This window comes from Janthinobacterium aestuarii (assembly GCF_046113285.1).
Classification (GTDB): Bacteria; Pseudomonadota; Gammaproteobacteria; order Burkholderiales; family Burkholderiaceae_D; genus Janthinobacterium.
Genome location: NZ_CP142524.1, coordinates 4414227 through 4432485 on the forward strand (window position 1 = coordinate 4414227; position 18259 = coordinate 4432485).

At 58.4% G+C, this 18259-nt stretch carries 18 protein-coding genes and 1 tRNA gene; 10 read left to right on the forward strand and 9 right to left on the reverse strand.

The features are described 5' to 3' along the window. The 3 genes from fdhD to OX462_RS19775 all read left to right on the forward strand — a co-directional run bounded on the left by fdhD (position 1) and on the right by OX462_RS19775 (position 3521). Positions 1-852 carry a formate dehydrogenase accessory sulfurtransferase FdhD gene (gene fdhD, locus OX462_RS19765; RefSeq protein WP_409026871.1) on the forward strand — a complete coding sequence of 284 codons (852 nt, stop codon included), beginning with the start codon at positions 1-3 and terminating at the stop codon, positions 850-852. A 142-nt stretch (positions 853-994) separates the two neighbouring features. After that, entirely contained in the window at positions 995-2494 is a 1500-nt protein-coding gene (locus tag OX462_RS19770; protein ID WP_409026872.1) for a metal-dependent hydrolase family protein, read from the forward strand. Positions 2495-2540: 46 nt separating this feature from the next. Continuing rightward, entirely contained in the window at positions 2541-3521 is a 981-nt protein-coding gene (locus tag OX462_RS19775) for a ribonuclease Z (RefSeq protein WP_409026873.1), read from the forward strand. Here the strand turns inward: OX462_RS19775 and OX462_RS19780 are convergent. Beyond that, positions 3508-4164: a tetratricopeptide repeat protein gene (locus OX462_RS19780; RefSeq protein WP_175444812.1), complete on the reverse strand. Its 657-nt coding sequence runs from the start codon at positions 4162-4164 to the stop codon at positions 3508-3510. The genes OX462_RS19775 and OX462_RS19780 overlap by 14 nt on opposite strands. Positions 4165-4316: 152 nt before the next feature. Here OX462_RS19780 and OX462_RS19785 point away from each other — a divergent pair, with 152 nt between their 5' ends. The 3 genes from OX462_RS19785 (at position 4317) to OX462_RS19795 (ending at position 8888) form a co-directional block, all read left to right on the forward strand. Further along, on the forward strand, positions 4317-4976 hold the full coding sequence (locus OX462_RS19785) for an XAC2610-related protein (RefSeq protein ID WP_409026874.1): 660 nt from the start codon (positions 4317-4319) through the stop codon (positions 4974-4976). Positions 4977-5009: 33 nt separating this feature from the next. Further along, positions 5010-5477 (forward strand): GNAT family N-acetyltransferase, encoded by a 468-nt coding sequence (locus tag OX462_RS19790; protein ID WP_409026875.1) that lies wholly within the window; start codon positions 5010-5012, stop codon positions 5475-5477. Positions 5478-6083: 606 nt separating this feature from the next. Next, complete coding sequence (locus tag OX462_RS19795; protein WP_409026876.1) at positions 6084-8888, forward strand: TonB-dependent receptor plug domain-containing protein; 2805 nt, start codon at positions 6084-6086, stop codon at positions 8886-8888. A gap of 185 nt (positions 8889-9073) precedes the next feature. On the opposite strand, the gene OX462_RS19800 is transcribed toward OX462_RS19795, so the two are convergent. The 5 genes from OX462_RS19800 to OX462_RS19820 form a co-directional block, all read right to left on the reverse strand. Continuing rightward, positions 9074-9271, reverse strand: a complete 198-nt coding sequence (locus OX462_RS19800) for a DUF3079 domain-containing protein (RefSeq protein ID WP_070224865.1) — start codon at positions 9269-9271, stop codon at positions 9074-9076. A 157-nt stretch (positions 9272-9428) separates the two neighbouring features. Beyond that, on the reverse strand, positions 9429-9737 hold the full coding sequence (locus OX462_RS19805; protein WP_071650301.1) for a hypothetical protein: 309 nt from the start codon (positions 9735-9737) through the stop codon (positions 9429-9431). A 9-nt stretch (positions 9738-9746) separates the two neighbouring features. Further along, positions 9747-10310 (reverse strand): hypothetical protein, encoded by a 564-nt coding sequence (locus tag OX462_RS19810; protein WP_070224863.1) that lies wholly within the window; start codon positions 10308-10310, stop codon positions 9747-9749. 108 nt (positions 10311-10418) lie between these two features. After that, positions 10419-10862 carry an immunity protein RhsI2 family protein gene (locus tag OX462_RS19815; RefSeq protein WP_070313005.1) on the reverse strand — a complete coding sequence of 148 codons (444 nt, stop codon included), beginning with the start codon at positions 10860-10862 and terminating at the stop codon, positions 10419-10421. 30 nt (positions 10863-10892) lie between these two features. After that, positions 10893-11300: a GNAT family N-acetyltransferase gene (locus OX462_RS19820; RefSeq protein ID WP_070224861.1), complete on the reverse strand. Its 408-nt coding sequence runs from the start codon at positions 11298-11300 to the stop codon at positions 10893-10895. A gap of 261 nt (positions 11301-11561) precedes the next feature. Here OX462_RS19820 and OX462_RS19825 point away from each other — a divergent pair, with 261 nt between their 5' ends. Beyond that, the gene (locus OX462_RS19825) at positions 11562-12308 is read left to right on the forward strand and encodes a hypothetical protein (protein ID WP_099409942.1); all 747 of its coding nucleotides are present in this window, start codon (positions 11562-11564) and stop codon (positions 12306-12308) included. A gap of 78 nt (positions 12309-12386) precedes the next feature. Next, complete coding sequence (locus tag OX462_RS19830) at positions 12387-12770, forward strand: hypothetical protein (protein WP_071654450.1); 384 nt, start codon at positions 12387-12389, stop codon at positions 12768-12770. Positions 12771-13033: 263 nt separating this feature from the next. Here the strand turns inward: OX462_RS19830 and OX462_RS19835 are convergent, their stop codons facing one another. After that, a complete protein-coding gene (locus tag OX462_RS19835) occupies positions 13034-13306 on the reverse strand; it encodes a DUF4242 domain-containing protein (protein WP_070224858.1) in 273 nt (90 codons plus the stop codon). A gap of 351 nt (positions 13307-13657) precedes the next feature. On the opposite strand from OX462_RS19835, the gene OX462_RS19840 reads away from it, so the two are divergent. Together OX462_RS19840 and OX462_RS19845 are read left to right on the forward strand one after the other, a co-directional pair. Beyond that, the gene (locus OX462_RS19840; protein ID WP_409026877.1) at positions 13658-14407 is read left to right on the forward strand and encodes a hypothetical protein; all 750 of its coding nucleotides are present in this window, start codon (positions 13658-13660) and stop codon (positions 14405-14407) included. Positions 14408-15134: 727 nt separating this feature from the next. Then, positions 15135-15506 carry a hypothetical protein gene (locus OX462_RS19845; RefSeq protein ID WP_409026878.1) on the forward strand — a complete coding sequence of 124 codons (372 nt, stop codon included), beginning with the start codon at positions 15135-15137 and terminating at the stop codon, positions 15504-15506. Between the two features lie 523 nt (positions 15507-16029). Here OX462_RS19845 and OX462_RS19850 read toward each other — a convergent pair. Then, positions 16030-16119 (reverse strand) — tRNA-Ser (locus OX462_RS19850). A gap of 93 nt (positions 16120-16212) precedes the next feature. Next, a complete protein-coding gene (locus tag OX462_RS19855; protein WP_070291389.1) occupies positions 16213-18258 on the reverse strand; it encodes a putative bifunctional diguanylate cyclase/phosphodiesterase in 2046 nt (681 codons plus the stop codon). Position 18259: the final 1 nt, after the last annotated feature.

The following is an 18259-nucleotide window of genomic DNA, read 5'->3' on the forward strand; positions in this document are numbered from 1 at the left end:
ATGGAATGCGACATCGGCATCACCACCATCGAACGCGACGGTTTCCTGGAAGTGCCCATGGTGCGCCACCAGGCCGGCGTGGCCACGGCGGGCCGCGACATGGTGGCCGAGGAGTATCCGGTGGCCCTCGTCTACAACGGCATCGCGCATGCCGTGATGATGGCCACGCCGCGCGATCTCGAGGAATTCGCCGTCGGCTTCACCTTGACGGAGGGCATCGTCGGCAGCGTGCGCGACATCTACGACCTCGACGTGTGCTGCGGCGCGGACAGCGCGGAAGTGCGGCTGACCATCGCGCAGCCCGATTTGATCAAGCTCAAGGCCCGCCGCCGCGCGCTGACGGGGCGCACGGGTTGCGGCGTGTGCGGCATCGAAAGCCTGGCCCTGCTGGACCTGGTACCGGAAAAGATTACGCGGCCCCTGCCGCCGCTGGTAGCCAGCAGCGCCATCCTCGGCCGGGCCGCGCGCGAACTGCTGCCCTACCAGGAACTGATGCACAAGACGGGCGGCGTGCATGCGGCCGCCTGGTGCACGGCCGAGGGCGCGGTGGTAAAAGTGTTCGAGGACGTGGGCCGGCATAACGGCCTGGACAAATTGATCGGCTACCTGGCGCTGCACCGCATCGCCATGCACGACGGCTTCGTCTTCCTGTCGAGCCGCGCCAGCTATGAACTGGTGCGCAAGTCGGCGCGCATGCATATCGGGCTCGTCGCCACCATCTCGGCGCCCACCTCGCTGGCTATCCGCATCGCGCGCCAGGCCGGCATGCAGCTGGCCAGCTTTTGCCGCCGCGACGGCTTTGTCGATTACACGGCGGGCGAAGGGGAAAATAGCGGCCAGCATGCACCTTGAACAGCCGATGCTACATTTTTTTCCGCAAAGCAAGTGCACGCTTGACTTGCCGCCGCTGCGGGCATTCAATGGTAATGGTTACTAATTATTAACTTTGCCTGCTGCCACGCTCCCGGCGCGGCAGCGATGAAAGGATGGCGCGATGGCCCTGGCACACGAGCAGCATCTGGCAGATACCTGGCAGACGGGCGGCCTGAAGCCGCGCGCCTGCGACTGCGGCGGCACCGTCTTCACCATCCTGCACCAGCGCGTGATGGCGGACATGCGGCGCCGGCAATTTCTCGGCGGCACGGCCGCCATGCTGGCGCCGTTCATCGGCCTCGGCCTGTCCAGCGGCAACGCCATCGCCCAGCAGCCGCAAGCAGCCAACCGCCCCCTGTTGCTGACCAATCTGCGCCTGTTCGATGGCACGGGCAAGGCGCCGCGCGCAGGCATCCACGTGCTGGTGACGGGGGCGACAATTACCGCCCTGCTGCCGGCCGGCGAGAAAGTCGAGGGCGCGCAAGTGATCGATTGCCAGGGCAAGCTGGTGATGCCGGGCCTGATCGACGCCCACTGGCATACCATGCTGGCCGCCATCAATCAGGTGACGGCCATGACGTCCGATGTCGGCTATTTATATCTGGTGGCGGCGCAGGAAGCGCGGCGCACCCTGCTGCGGGGGTTCACGTCCGTGCGCGATCCCGGCGGCCCCGCGTTTGCATTACAACGCGCCATCGATGAAGGCATCGTCGACGGTCCGCGCATCTTCCCGTCGGGCGCCATGATTTCGCAAACCTCGGGCCACGGCGACTTCCGCATGCGTTCCGATATCCCCCGCGCGGCCAACGCGCCGCTGGGCATGGCGGAAACGGCGGGCATGGCCATGATCGCCGACGGCGAAGCGGAAGTGCTGCGCCGCGTGCGCGAGCAGCTGATGCTGGGCGCGACGCAAATCAAGATGATGGCCGGCGGCGGCGTCGCCTCGATGTACGACCCGCTCGACAGCACCCAGTATTCGGAACGCGAACTGCGCGCCGGCGTGGAAGCGGCCGCCGACTGGGGCACGTATGTGATGACCCACGTCTACACGCCGAAAGGCATCCAGCGCGCCATCCGCGCGGGCGTGCGCAGCATCGAGCACGGCCAGCTGGCCGACGACGAATCCGCGCGCATGATGCGCGACACGGGCACGTGGTGGAGCTTGCAACCGTTCCTGCAAGACGCGGATGCAAACGTGTATCCCGACGCGGCGCGCAAGGCCAGCCAGGCCATCGTCTCGGAAGGCACGGTGAAGGCATATGCGCTGGCGCAAAAGTACGGCATCAAAACCGGCTGGGGCACGGATATCCTGTTCAACGCGAAAAACACGCCCACGCAGGGCCGCCAGCTGGCCAAGCTCACGCGCTATTACGATCCCCTGACCCTGCTGGCGCAGGCGACGGGGCAGAATGGACAATTGCTGGCCCTGTCCGGCCAGCGCGCGCCCTACCCGGGCACTTTGGGCCGCCTGGCCGTGGGCGCCCTGGCCGACTTGCTGGTGGCCGAGGGCGACCCCGCGAAGAATCTCGATTTCCTCGCCCAGCCGGAAGAAAACCTGCTGCTGATCATGAAGAACGGGCGCATCTACAAGGACAAACTGGGCGCGCCGCTGGCAGGCTGAAGGCGGGCGCGTTGGCAACGGCGGTGGCTTGCCGCATAATGCGCCCATGTTCAAACTGACTTTTCTCGGCACGTCTTCCGGCGTGCCCACGCGCCACCGCAACGTCACCTCGCTGGCCCTGCAAACCACGCACAACCGCGACTGGTGGATGATCGATTGCGGCGAAGCCACGCAGCACCGGCTGCAGCGCCTGCCCTTGTCCGTACACGACCTGGTGGGCATCTGCATCACCCACGTGCATGGCGACCACAGCTATGGGCTGCCGGGCCTGCTGGCCAGCGCCTCGATGACGGGGCGCAAGAAACCCTTGCTGCTGATCGCCCCGGCCGCGATCAAGGCCTGGATCGACGCGACCCTGCTGCACACGGAACTGTTTTTGACGTACCCGCTGATCCACATCGACGTGGACAGCGCGCCAGTCGTCCATGCAGCAGCGGGCTTGACCGTCTCGCGCCACGCGCTGTCGCACCGCGCACCGAGCGTCGCGTATCGTTTTGCGCTGGAAACGAGCAGATGGAAACTGGACAAGACGGCCCTGCAGGCGGCCGGCGCGCCGCCCGGCCCCGCCTGGGGGCTATTGCAGGCGGGCCAGGATGCGCTGCTCGACGATGGCACGGTCTTGCGCGCCGCCGCTTTCCGCCAGACGGAAACGCAGCGCGCCACCGTGGTGATCGGCGGCGACAACGACACGCCGTCCTTGCTGACGGACGCCTGTGCCAATGCGCAACTACTCGTGCATGAAGCCACCTACACGGAAGCCATGCTGCAAAAAGTGGGACCCGGCCCCACGCACAGTTCCGTGCAGCGCGTGGCGCAGTTTGCCGAAGCGGTCCGCTTGCCAAACCTGATCCTCACGCACTTCAGCGCCCGCTATCACAATGCGGAAGGCATGGCCGAGCTGGAAGCGGAAGCACGGCTGCATTACTCGGGTAAACTGTTCCTGGCGCACGATTTCGACAGCTATGAACTCGATGCGGCGGGCGTGCTGACCAAGGTGCCGGCGAAATCGTCGTTCAGTGGGGATTGACGCCGTACTGCGCCGCATATTCAGCGGCCAGCGCGCGCGCCGCCTGCTGCTGTGACGGCGTGAGTATCTCCAGCAACTGGTCGCGGTTCTTGATCGATTGCGTGCTGCCCGCCTCGGCCGGCATGGCGATCCACGCGTACGCCTGCACGTAATCGAGCTCCACGCCCTGCCCTTGCGCATACAGCAAGCCGTATTCGTTCTGCGCCGACAGGGAACCGGCTTCGGCCGCCTGCTTGTACCAGAAGGCCGCCTCGGCGTAGTCTTGCGGTACGCCATCACCCTTGCGGTAGGCCTGCGCCAGGTTGAATTGCGACTGGCCATCGCCCGCCTCGGCCGCCTGGCGTCCGTACGCGAGCGATTGCGCCATGTCTTGCGCGACGCCGTCGCCGCTTGCATACATCAGGGCCAGGTTGGCCAGCGACGGGGGAAAGCCCGCCTGCGCGGCCGCCGTGAACAATTCCACCGCTTTCGGCAAGTCTTGCGTCACGCCATGGCCCTGGTAATACAGGCTGGCCAATAAATGCTGGCCGGCGGGATCGGCGGTGCGCGCGGCGGCATCGAATTGTTTAAAGGCCTCGGCGTAATTGCCGTCGTTATAAGCGAGGATGCCCGCTTCATTAAAAGATGCACTGGAAACAGTCATGAAGATTCCTTGTTCGGGGATTTTTGGCATTGTACACAGCACTGTTACTGGCAGAATGCACAATAGAAACCGTGTGGCGCATTGCCCATATCCTGCGTTATGATCATTCTCCACCTGATGCAATCGGGGCATTGTGACCGAAGAATAACGCCATGAAATTGATTGTTCTGCTTTTATCCCTGCTTTCCACCTCCGCTTATGGCGGTACGCTGCATCTGGACAAAGCCGCGACAGGGAAAGTACGGCAAGCGGCCGATATCCGCTATGCGAATCACGATGAAAAACAGACCTACCAGCTGAAAATCGGCAAGCAGTGGATGACTGGCAGTTGCAGCACCAGCGGCACGGGCAATTTGCACGCGCTGCTGGCCGACATGAATTTCGATGGCCATGCCGACCTGTGGGTGACCGGCTATACGGATAGCCAGGGACGCATCCGCTGTTCCGATGTGTGGCTGTGGGATGCGCAAGCAAAACAATACAGTTTCAACAAACCCTTATCCGCGATTCCAAATCTGAAAATTAGCATCGCCGGGCAAAGAATCGAAGGCGGCATCGCCAATTGCGGCTGCGCGGCGCAATGCTTTTATGAAGACAGCTATAAGTGGCAGGCTAACAAATTAATCACCGTCGCCCGGCGCGCACAGGATTGCGAGCGCTACCGGGAATATGGATTGAACGATAAAAACGACCTGGTCATCGTCAAGGATGAAAAAATCGATAGCGGCAATCCCGGCCAGCAAGCCATCGAACATACCCAAGCCTATGACTGGCAGCGCCACGCGCAGATCATGCGCAAATCCTGGGAATAAATCCTTCACTACCATCGAATAATTCACTTACACATGACGACACATTCAGCATCAATTACTTTCCATGCCGCCAGGGCGGAAGATACCGCGGCCTTCATCGCCTTGCGCGGCAAGACGCGGCAAAACGCCGTTTCCAAAGAACGCCTGGCGGAAGTGGGCATCACGGCCGACACCTGGGCCGATATGATGCGCTCGGGCAGCCTGCCCGGCCAGGTCTGCCATCACGATGGCCAGCTGGCCGGCTACTGCTTCGGCGAGCGCGACACGGGCGAAATCATCGTCCTGGCGCTGCTGCCGGAATTCGAAGGCCTGGGCATCGGCAAGACCTTGCTGGAACTGGTGATGGCCGAGCTGCGCGCGCAGGGCCACCAGCGGCTGTTCCTCGGCTGCTCCAGCGACCCCGCCTCGCGCTCCTACGGCTTTTACCGCTACCTGGGCTGGACGGCGACGGGCGAGACGGACAAGTATGGCGACGACGTGCTGGAGTTCGTGCTCAACTGACAGCAAGGGACGCCGTCGCAGCGCTTTCGTCGTCCCCTGTCATGCGCAGCTCCATCGTATTTCCCGCCGCCACCCGTGCTGTCGAGCATGACGATTTCGCGTATTGGCGACAGCCACGCCACCGTCATCAAAAAAACGCCTGTTGACAATTTCCTCCATGCATGAATTACCCACAAGGCAATCGCCTTGAAGCATGGGATTTCCGTCTGGAGCGGCATGTTCTCTCATGTCCACCGCCTCGTTGCCTCACGCTGCGCGCGTTTCCTTCCGATCATCATCTTCCGAAAACACGGAAATTTCAGCAGCATCCATTTGTAAAGAAAATCTTTACTGTTGTAAATAAGAGCAACAGTGATAGATAAAATTGACATTTCCCATATGGAAATGTTTTTATGTGTCTTCTAGGTAAAATGAATATCACATTTTACAAAAAATGACTGCAATTGAACGGTCAAACTAGATCGAGTTGGCAGGCGCGTGCCTATCGCAAGGTGCTTGTTTCAACAGTTTTTCACATATAACGGGTCCTGAGAATGACTCGTACGGAGAAGTGAATTGACTAAGAAGTTTGTTTTGAAGCGCAGCGTCGTCGCTGTCGCATTGACATTGTCCTCATCCCATATGGCGTTTGCCCAGGAAGCACCGGCAGAACCGGCATTGCAAAAAGTCCTGGTGACCGGTTCGAACATCAAGCGCACTGAAAAAGAAGGCTCCTCGCCTATCCAGACCTTGAATGCCAAGCAGATTGCCGCTACCGGCGCCAATACTGTGGCCGAACTGTTGCACTCGATTCCTGCCTTCGGATCGGGCTCGTCGGTGGACGTGACCGACGGCGGCTTTGCCCGCGGTGCGGCAACCGCCTCCATGCGTGGCCTCGGTTCGTCTTCCACGCTGATTTTGCTCAATGGCCGCCGTATCACCGCATCCGCCTATGCCGACCCGAATCAGGGAAAATCGGCCGTCTATGACTTGAACAGCATTCCCGTCTCGGCCATCGAACGCGTCGAAGTATTCAAGGATGGCGCATCGGCCGTGTACGGTTCCGACGCCATCGCCGGCGTCGTCAACTTCATTACGAAAACCAAGTACACTGGCGCCGAAATGAGCGCCAGCATCAGCGCCAACGACGACGGCGAATTTGCCCGCAAGAGCGCCAGCGGTATCTTCGGCTTTGGCAAGGACCGCTTCAATGCCTTCGTCAGCTTTGACGTAGCCAAGCGCGACAGCACCATCATCAAGAACGAAAATGACGTCGAGAAAGGCATGTATGCCGACATCAACGGCCGCCTGAACCCTTTCTCCAGCAGCCTGACCACGTCGCCTTTCTTCTACGCTGAAACGAAGCCTGGCACGAAGAACTTCGCCACCACCTACGCCCAGCGCGCGCAAATCATCAACCGCCTGGACTGCCCGGCGTCGCAGCAAATCACCGGCAACATGGCGGCGCATAACATGCTGGCAAGCGACCCGCTGGTAGGCCGCACCTTCTGCAACTTCAACATCGACGATTACGCCGAAGTGCAAAGCGCCGGCAAGGATGCCAACGTGCTGTCGCGCGCCACGTTCGAGATCAATGACGACGTGACCGCCTTTGCCGAAGCCGGCTACAGCCGTTCGGAGCGCACCTATCTGCGCGTGCCGACGGCCTTCCGCAGCACGGCTTCGACTACCGTGTATCAACTCAACGGCGCACCGCAGCAGTTCCAGATGATCTTGCCGGTAGGTCATCCTGACAATCCATTCCCGACGCAGCGCGCCGCTGTCGGCTACCGCGTCAGCGCCCCGGGCGGCGCCTCCAATCTGAACGAAAGCTATCGCTTGCTCGCTGGCGTGCGCGGCACGACAGGTGCGTGGGATTGGGAAACGGCCGTACTGTGGAACCGAGCCGAACGCACCGAAAACTGGAACGGCATGCTGTATCGTCCGACCCTCGAAAAAGTGATGACGCAGAACTGGACCCTGGCGCAGGTCAATGCCGACCCTAGCGTCACGCGTGACCTGGAAAACCGCGGCTTTGCCCAGGTAACGCAAGTCGACGCCAAGGCGAGTACCGCATTTGGCCAGCTGGCCGGCGGCCAGGTCGGCGTGGCGTTCGGCGCCGAATTCCGTCAAGAAAAAATCGGCCTGACGCCAGACATGGCGACGCAGCGCGGCGACATCATCGGCCTGGCCAACTCGTCGGCCGATGGCCAACGCAATGTCAGCTCGACATTCATCGAAGTACGCACGCCGTTTGCGAAATACTTTGAAATGGACTTTGCCGGCCGTTACGATAAATACCCTAACCTGAAGGGCAACTTCGTGCCGAAAGTCGGCGCCAAGTGGACCATCAGCGACCGCGTAGCCGTTCGCAGCACCTATGCCGAAGGTTTCCGTGCACCAGCGCTGACCCAGGTTTCGCCTGGCGGCGTGCAATCGTTCAGCAACGTGGTTGACCCGCTGCGCTGCCCGGACGGCGTCAATCCGGCCACCGGCGCGGATAAAACTGATTGCAAGAAAGGCATTTCCAGCCTATCCGCAGCCACGCCTGATCTGCGCCCTGAAACATCGAAGAGCTACTCGCTGGGCCTGATTCTGGCGCCGACCAAGGAAATCGACGTGCTGGTCGATTACTACCGCATCAAGAAAGTGGATGAAACCGCTTTGTTCAGCGCGCAGTACATGGTGGATCGTCAAGAACGCTATCCTGGCAGCGTGATACGCGATAACAATCCGGCCAATCTGGTGACCGATGCCAATGGCAACGTGGTGCCTAACTCGGGTCCGATTTCCCAGGTCAACCGTTCGTATGTGAACCAGGGCAGCACCGAAGTGCAGGGCATCGATTTCGAAGTGGCGTACCGCAAATCGCTGGGCGATCTGGGCCGTCTGACCGCCAACCTGAACTGGAGCTATCTGATGAGCTTCAAGCGCGCCGAACGTCCTGGCGAAGTGGCAACCGATACCTCCGGTGCGAACGGCGGCCTGTCCGACTATGCCACCTCGGTCGGCGACAATCCCAAGAACCGCGGCAACCTGTCGGTCAACTGGACCCGTGGCGACCACTCGCTGACGACATCGGTAGATTTCGTCGGTCCCGTATCGTTGCTGCGCCGTAGCGACAACAATGTGGTCTACGAGAAACCATACTGCCAGTACGGCGTGGGTCAGCCGAAGTCGGCATATGGGCTCGGTGGTCTGCCGAAGTACAGCAACTACATCAGCAGCTGCGACGTGAAGAGCTGGACGACGACCAATATGGCGTACTCCTACACGGGCTTCAAGGATCTGACCCTGTCGTTCAATATCAAGAACCTGTTTGATATCAAGGCGCCATATGATCCACGTTACCCAGTGGAAGGCTTCAATCCGCAGTTGCACAATGGTCAAGGCCGCTACTTCCGCATCAGCGCCAACTACCACTTCATGTAATCCTCTGCTGCCGGCGTGATGGTGCGCCAATAGCCAAGGGCTGAGTCCTGTGCTGCACAGGACTCAGCCCTTTTTAGTTTCAGATGGGGAATGCCGAAGGTCAGCCCATGCACCAAGCCCGGAATCGACAGTTTCCGCCAGGTTTCAGCCGCTGACAAGCAGTGTGCTGCCCGGCCACCGCCGGCTCAAGGCGTCTTCGTATCCTCTTCCTTGTCGGCCGCCGCCAGCCCCCAGTCATTCCAGCCTTCGCCAAACAGCTCGACCGGATGCTGCGTACGCTCGGAACCATTGCCGCAGCGCATGGCGTCCGGCGGACAATACTTGTCGCAACCCCAGCAGATGCGCTCGGGGTTCTTGGGGTTCAAGGGAAAGGGCTTGGCCATGGGGGCGATGGGGTCGGTTGAGGTCTCGTTGACGACTCTAGACCTGGCGCGGAGGACGGTCAAACGAATTTCGGTTGGGAATTTGCTTAAGTCAATTTTGCGAAGATTACTGCGGCGGCAGCTTGCACCCTGCGTGCCCCCAGAAGACCAGCGTATGTCATTCCCCCTCATAACTGCTTACCGCATCATTGGCATGACTCTTGATGACCTTCATTATTTTGGCATTGCCTTTATATTTCACCTCAAGAACTCTCTGCTGATTTTGCGCCACCTTGCAGTATTGATGTATGTTCTTGAGGAGATCATCCTGCTGCCGCTTAGGTAGCTCTCCATCAAATTCTCCCGCCAGGTGCTCACATGCTTCGGCGTTATAGATAAATCTGCTGACATCCTTAGGGAGTGGCTCGGCTGAAAAGGCAAAAGGAAGAACAAAGCAAATAGGCACTATCAGAAGAAATTTTCGCATGACTTTCCTTTAATAGCCATTATTGGACCAGTGTGGCCGGTCGCTTCCAGGCCCGCTGTATTTCTTTACCCCATATGTTGCAGCGACCGCAATAAGTTGCCTGTTCATGCCCGTCCTAGGCAAAGTGGCAATCCTCACCAGATTGCCGCTCGCATCTTTCACCTCAACCGCTCCGCTCCACAGCAAATCCATATCAATCGCCAGACCAGAATTGTGTTGCGAGCGCAGTGCGGGTTTGATGGGTAAATGATTAATCTGCAAGACAATCAACATTGCCTTTGCAGCCTTGACAGATGCGTCAATTTCGCCGTGATCCCATTCTATATGCACACCCGCCATTTTCGGGATGTGTTGGGGATCAAGCTGTTTTCTTGCGATTCTCCACGCATAATGCATCAGGTAGGAGCGCTGCGACGGTCTGTAGGTGGCATTGATTGCAACCCTGATCCCCGCCTCTTTCATTGCATATAGAAAATCTTCTACTGCCAAACGAAAATTTCCTGACAAATCCCTGGTGTTGGTGCTGCCTGGAAATTTTCGCCCCCATTTCTCACCACTGAGTTCGTCGTTCATCTCGCCTCCATCATCATCAAATACCCTTAATTTAATGCAAACCTGGAGGGATGTTGTTGACAGAGAACAGGAGGCTTATGGCAGCGGTATCAAGTGGATATAAGCGCCTTATGACGCAGAAACGGACACTTCCAGCACGATCCGCGCGTAGCAGGCACCACCGTCAGCCGCCTGCGCCTTCATCTCGTCCAGCGCATACACCATCGTCACCGTGGCGCCGGGCACGAACAGCTTGATGTCCTGCTTCCGATGCGTGTAGATGCTCTCGTCGACTGTCGAGCCATCGGTCAGGCGCAAAGTGAAGCTGTTGACTTGATCGCCGCGCCGGCTATCCTGGCCCGCGAAATACGTGCGCTCGATACAGCCCGTCAACGTTTGCGTCTGGATACGGCCGGCTTTGATGCTTTCCCACCATGCTACGGAAGCGAACAGGCCGTGCCTGCCTTTCAGGCCCATGTGGGGCCGGGAGCTGTCGAGGGTAAGAGCCTGGGTCTTGGCCACGCGAGCGGGGTCTTGCGCCAGGGCTTCGGCGAGGGTATAGACGGGTTTCATACGGGCACAAGCGTTCCTGGAAGCGCTCACTTAATGTTTGCGCCGAATGATAAAAGCATTGGCGGCAGGTTCAAAACCGAGCGTCGGATAGTAGGACATGGCATCAGGGGCGGAAAGCAATATCAGGGACACTTCGTCGCCGATGACGGCCTGGGTGCGCTGGACAAGCGCTTTGCCGATACCCAGGCCCTGGTATTGCTTGTCTACCGCCAGATCCGAGAGATAACAGCAATACGCATGGTCGGTCAACGACCGGGCCAGCCCCACAAGCTGGCCATCCACCCATGCCGACAGCACCAGACAAGGCGCGGCAAACATGCGCGCGATTCGCGGGAGGTTGCTGGTGGGCCGCTTGATGCCGGACTGATCGAAGACGCGAACAACGTCCAGTGGATCAAGAGGAAAGTTATGACGATATTCGACAGTGGTGTTTTTCATTGGTTCACGGGTGTAAGGAGATGGCGCATGGGAAACCTCTGCCATGCACCTAGTATAAGCAGCGATGATCGCGGCATGTGGACGATACGGCATCGGTGACGGGGCGCCAGGAGTGCGTGCCAGAGGCGCCATGCTGCCAGCGGCCACATCGCCGGCATGCCCGTTCAGTGATTAAACCGCCTCCGATCTGCTAAAATAGTTGAAAATTTTAATGATCCGTGAATAACCTGTATTTTCCGACACAAGGAATGTGTTTAGCAAATGAAAGCCATTATATTCTGCACCAGCTTTATAAAAGATGCACCATCATGGGAAAGCCGGTATCAACGGTGGCTCGATTACTATAAAGACATTCCAATCGATGCAGTAAAGAAGATAATGATTGACGATGGGTCGCCATTTCTTCCACCTGCCGACATTATCAAGACAGTTTCCCATAGCGCTCCTCTGGCTTCGAATGACGATAAAAATCTCATCATTCGCTTCGACAACAACCTGGGACGGCAAAGCGGGGCTGACTACCCTGGCTGGTGGCGCAGTTTTCTGCACTCGGTCAAGGTGGCCAATGAATTAGGCGTGGATAAAATCATCCATATCGAGTCGGACGCCTATATCATGACGCCGCGCCTGGTAAAATTCATCAATGAAATCGAATCAGGCTGGAATGTCCTGTGGTCCCCGCGCTATCGCATGCCAGAAACGGCCATTCAAGTCATCTGCAGAGATCAATTTGGAATTTTCGAGAAATTCAAGGATAACCACCCAGATTATTCTTTCCCGGATATTGCGGAAAAGTTGCTTCCTTTTACAACTGTACATAAACAGTTCAAGGGCGACCGTTACAGCGATTTCACGAAAAACAGATGGATATTTCGTTCGAAAAAATTCAACAAAATCCCCATTTTTAAACATGTTTTTTTCTGGGAAACAATCCCGCCCGATGCGGACTTCGTCACGCAAGGCATTCAGCGTCAACAATTCATGTTCAGGCGCGATGAAGTGGCTTGATTTTGTGATGGCGGGGGATATCAAACAGCCTCGGCAAGGAGTGTAAAGATGCAGCTACCGTTACGATGGAATCAACGCATGTGCGCCGCCCTTGCCGGCGCTCTTTTTCTTGCCGCTGGCATCGCCTCGGCAATCGCTGCCACGCTTGACGAAGATAGAACCCGCGGTGACATACATGGCTTGTTTGAGATCAGGGAGGCCGCAGTCAAGTTCATGGCAGCAGAAAATGCCAAAAACGGCACACGGTGGCAAGTATTGGAGCCGAACCGGAAGATTCTGGTGACGAAATGCGCGCTACCTTTGCATGTGGCATGGGTGCCGAAGAGCCATGGCCTTTCTGGACCGAATGTTGCTGTGAGTTGCGCCAGGACCGTAAAGCCGACAATACAACATAAATGGGAAGTGTTTGTGCCGGTCGACAAGAGGCCACAACGCGCCGCAGGTATGCCAGCAAACTCCTGAGATTCCCCAACGCGACGGGCAGTTCCGTCATTTGGACACGAACGGATGCGTTGGGCGTCGTAGAAGCCGGCTCGGCGCAAAAGCTACGCAGGCCGACTCGTCAGAGGCTCGATACAGTCGATACGGTGATGACGCGGACTGATGGTTACTCTCGCCCCATGCCGCTCGGTCAACGTCTTCCCAAACGGTCATGTAACGCACAACTCGTCCCTGCCCGAGTCAAGCTCCGCCAGGGACGAGACTCAAGTACATTGGCGGCGGAACTACTCTGCCGTAGTCGGATCAATGACTGAGATGACTTCCGACACACGGTTTGCAGGAAAGCCACCTTGCTGGGCATGTTCGCGAACCTGCGCTTCATTTTCAGCGATGTAAACGCAATAGATTTTATCGCCAGTAACATAGCTTTGCAGCCATTGAATTTGTGGCCCCATCTTGTTTAAGACACTGCAGGACTTCCGCGAAATGGCTTGAAGTTCTTGCTCAGACAACTTCCCGGCCCCGGGAATATCACGCTCGATAACGTATTTTGGCATAGCGGTCTCCTTATGAGGTTTCCTGGCGAGCACCACACTCGCCGGTTCTGTGCGTCACACATGCAGTGACATGTATTCGTTATATACCATGCTGGTGGGGTGATGTTGTTGGAATTGCTACAAAATACACTGGAGTTTGGTCTGACATTCAGGCACGGGCTTAGGCGTGGATGCTGTGAGAGCTGGTTCGGTCGAAAAGCTGAAAAGTCTTTGTATACCTGCACCAATGCAATTTTTGCTATGAAAATCAAATGTAGACTGAAATGGCGCGCAGCCGCATGCTCTCGCGCACGCTAGCCGCATGGCCGCGCGCATGGCATCATGCGCGCAGAACATTCACTATGGTGACACATGGAGCAATTTCATTTCCTTGTAGGCGAATTCAAAAAGAATAGCCCATTTATTCCTGCCGCCGCCAGCGCGCAACTGTTTGCCTGGTTTGAGCAGGTGGGCGAGCGCGTCGATCGCTACGGCAGCAAGACCGGCAAGGTCGTCAAGTTTTCGCAGAAAAACTACGAGAAAACCCTGTTCGCACCTGATGCCGACAGCATCAGCCTGTATTCGCCTCGGGTCGTACCACCCGACGATATAGACGAGTGGGCGAACTGCGACGTTCTCGCCCTGTATTCAAATAGCTGTTCGCTGATGCTGGCTATCAACGCCAGCAAACTGTCGCTGGCACAGCTGTTTCAATGCGCAGAGGGCATATCTGGCTTGCTCGATCATTGCGATTATGTGTACGGCTACAGCGAAACGCTGGGCTATGGTACGGGTTACGCAGGCGGCTATCGGATAATCGATGAAGCCCATCCGTTTGTACCGGCCAGTTCCGATCCTGGCAATAATTGGGGCGCCATCAAGCGCAACGGGCTGCAGTATGAGCATATACGCGACGTGTATCCCATCAATATTTTCAGCCAGTCCAGGCTCGACGCGCTACCGCCGGAGCGTCAACAGGCATTGCGCAAGGCGATGCAGGCATATGGCAGCAGTAATACGCAAGACGGCAGGACGCACTGGATTTTAAGCGGCGAGGAAGAGGCGGCGGCCCGTAGTGACCTTCAAGCGCACGCCATGCTGGGTTCCTTGATCGACCGTTAACCCCATGAGCACGCATCCTCGCGCACGCATCCGGTAAGGGCCGCAACCTGTTGCCGCTTGCATTCTGAACCGGTAGCCCTAGACTGGTCCAAAGTGGACTTCGTGCGCGGCTGGTTCGATTCCCGCCGTCTCCACCACTGAATTCTTTAAAATCAAGTAGTTAGCAAGAAGAAGCCTGTCATTATTTGGGTTGTTTTTGGGCTGTTCTAGCCTAAGAATGACAACAAAATGACAGCTTTTTTTCTGCGTGCAAGCCTAACACACTGATCTGGCATCGGCACTTCAATCATGCCCCTGCGAGACAACGATGATGCAATAGCGTATCTCACTATGAATCTAGCCCACAGAACATAAAAGTTACGCTAGTTACGCTATTCTTTTCGTCGTTTCCTGTTCGACTTGAGTTCTCCAGGAGCATTCAAAACATCCCGGATCGACTTGAGTTCCTGAGGAGCATCTACACCCTTCCGGTTCAACTTAAGTCCCCTAGGAGCATCAACAACGTTCCGGATCGACTTGAGTACTCCAGTAACATCAAGGCTTTCCCCAATCGACTTGAGTCCCCTAGTAACATCAAGGTCGTGATATGTGTAGAGTATACGTTGCAGTACTCCCAAAATAACCTGCAACGCAACTGTCAAATCCAGATATAAATCGCGTACTCTGGAACCTATCACTATGTTTCATTCCACTTTCCAAGGGGAAACTTATTCCGTTTCAGGCAATGATGAGTAAAAAACAAATTGGATTAGTTGGTATTTTAAGCGCTACAACGAGTATCGGTGCTGCTTTTCTGGCGTATATGTATGCTGAATCGCTCCCTGACGTCCTAAAGGTACTGGCGGTCATCGCGGCGGGGCTTTTAACAGGTATCCTTCAAGGTATAGTTTTAGGAAGCTCCTGGCTCAAAACCATTGGCATCAGTGCATTCCTTGGTGCGTTGGTACTATGGACACCTGTCGTCCTTGTTACTTACGGATTCGCGGTGGTGGCACTTCCGCTACTTGCTGCTTTCGCAGCTATAATTTGGTTAGGGGGCAAACTAGGTGCCAGTATTGCAATAAAACTCAGGAGGCGGGTCGGTGGCGCCGACTTATAATGGCTACTGGTGTTGCTTGGCAGCGAAATCAGCCTCACTTTGCCGGGGCGCGAGGGTCAGGTCCGCTATTCGGACACGAACTGATGCGTCGGGTGCTGTGAAAGCTGGCTCAGTCGCAAACCTAATTAGAACCACGAACGCGCGCCCTCGGCGCGCGGGGCTGCCGCGCAGCGGCAGCGGTTGGAGGATTCGGGGCGGGCTGGGCCCGTAGGCCCAGCCCTTCGAATCTCACACGCAGGGCGCGAAGGCGCCCGGGCGCGGGGGTCAGGTCCGCTATTCGGACACGAACTGATGCGTCGGGTGCTGTGAAAGCTGGCTCAATCGCAAACCTAATTAGAACCACGAACGCGCGCCCTCGGCGCGCGAAGCTGCCGCGCAGCGGCAGCGGTTGGAGGATTCGGGGCGGGCTGGGCCGGTAGGCCCAGCCCTTCGAATCTCACGCGCAGGGCGCGCAGGCGCCCTGCTCGCTTCCGCCAGGAAATAAAAAAAGCCGCCCAAGGGGGCGGCTCTTCTTTTTATTTCCTGGCGGAAGCGGTGAGATTCGAACTCACGAACAGTTTAACCCGTCGCTAGTTTTCAAGACTAGTGCCTTCAACCACTCGGCCACGCTTCCAGATGGCAGCATTATACATAAAGGTCACTGGCTTACCAATGGCTAGTACTGTCGTGGCCTTACTCCCCCAACGGCAAGGGCTGGGGCAGGCACCTACACACCCCAGTTTTCCCGCAGCGCCCGCTCGAACTCCCTCGCCGGCAGCGGGCGCGAGAACAGGTAGCCCTGCACTTCGTCGCAGCCGGAACTCTTCAGGAAGGCCAGCTGCTCGGCCGTCTCCACGCCTTCGGCGATCACCTTGTGGTGCAGCTGCTGGGCGATGCTGATGATGGTGCTGGCGATGGCGCAGTCGCTGGCGTCGGTGGGGATGCCGGTGGTGAACGAACGGTCGATTTTCAGGGTATCGATGGGAAAGCGCTTCAAATAGGACAGACTCGAATAGCCGGTGCCGAAGTCGTCCAGCGACAGGGCCACGCCCAGGGCCGTGATGCGGTCCATGATGGCGATGACCCTCTCGATGTTGTGCATCAGGGTGCTTTCCGTGATTTCCAGTTCCAGCCAGGCCGCTTCCAGGCCGTAGCGGGCCAGGGTCGCCGCCACCCTGGCGGGCAAGGCTGCCGTGAATTCGCGCGCGGAAACGTTGACGGCCAGGCGGATCGGCGGCAGGCCAGCCAGCTTCCATGCTTGCGCCTGGGCGCAGGCCGCTTCCAAGACCCATTCGCCCACCTGCACCACCAGGCCCGTCGATTCGGCCAGCGGGATGAATTCGGCGGGCGGGATCATGCCGTGCTGCGGGTGATGCCAGCGCACCAGTGCTTCGGCGCCGATGATGCGCCCGCTGCCGAGCGCGTACTTCGGCTGGTAGTGCAGCAGCAGTTGCTGTTCCGACAGGGCCTGGCGCAAGCCCGTTTCCAGGCGCATGCGCGCCTGCATGCCCTGGTTCATGTCCTGGCTGTAGAAGGCCACGCTTTCCGCTTCGCCGCCGCTATCCTGCTTGGCGCGGTACATGGCGATGTCGGCCAGGCGCAGCAGGGTTTCCGCGTCCTGCCCGTCCTGCGGATACACGCTGATGCCGATGCTGGCGCCCACGCGCAGGTCGTGGTCCTCGATCAGGAACGGCTCCACCAGCGAGGCGAGAAGTTTTTGCGCCACCATGCTCGCTTCGAAATGCTGGCCGATGTCGAACAGGCCGACGGCGAACTCGTCGCCGCCCAGGCGGGCCACCAGGTCCTGGTCGCGCAATACTTGGCGGAAACGCAAGGAGACCTGGCGCAGCAGTTCGTCGCCGATGCGCCGGCCCAGGGTGTCGTTGATCAGCTTAAAACGGTTCAGGTCGATGAACAGCACGCAACCGAGCATCTTACTGCGCTGCGCCACGCTGAGAGCCTGGTCAACCAGCTTGGCCAGCAAGGTACGGTTGGGCAGGCTGGTCAGCGGGTCGTAGTAGGCCAGGTGGTGCAGCCGCTCTTCGGCCAGCTTGCGTTCCGTGATGTCCGTCAGGTAGGCGATGAGTCCGATGGGCTTGTCGTCCAGGTCTTGCAGCGGCGACAAGGACAGGCTGGCCCAGAAGACCTCGCCCGACTTCTTTCGCCGGCGCACCTCCATCAGGCGCCCTCCCTGTTCCAGGAAGGCGTCGTGGAAGCCCGTGTCTTCGTCGTCGTACAGGAACAGGATGTTGCGCCCCACGGCTTCCACCGAGGTGTAGCCGAACAGGCGTTCGGCGCCCTTGTTCCAGCTGGTGATGTAGCCCGTCAAGTCCATCGTCAGCACGGATTCGTGCAACTGGTCGAGGATTTGCGTCTGCTGCGCCAGCAAGGCTTCGACTTGCGCGTAGGCATGGGTCGAGCGTTGCGCCAGCGAATGCACCTGCAAGACGCCGGCCGTCAACGATGCCAGGCTGGCCAGGTGGCGGCGGTCGGCATCGTTATACAGCGGTCGGCCGGCCACGCTGTAATGACCGAAGCAATGGCCGTCGAAGCTGACTTCCTGCAACAAGGCGGGCATATCGCGGGGAAACGGCACGGCTGGCGCAGCGGCGTCCGTACTGGCCGCGGGCAGGAACTGGCCATGCGGGCTGGCCATCACGGTGCTGGCGATACGGCCCAGCTCAGCTACCAGCGCGGAGCCGCGCAAACGCACGACGGCGTCGCACAGGGCGGCGCTGTCAGCGAGGAAATCCGACACCGGAAACAGGGTCATG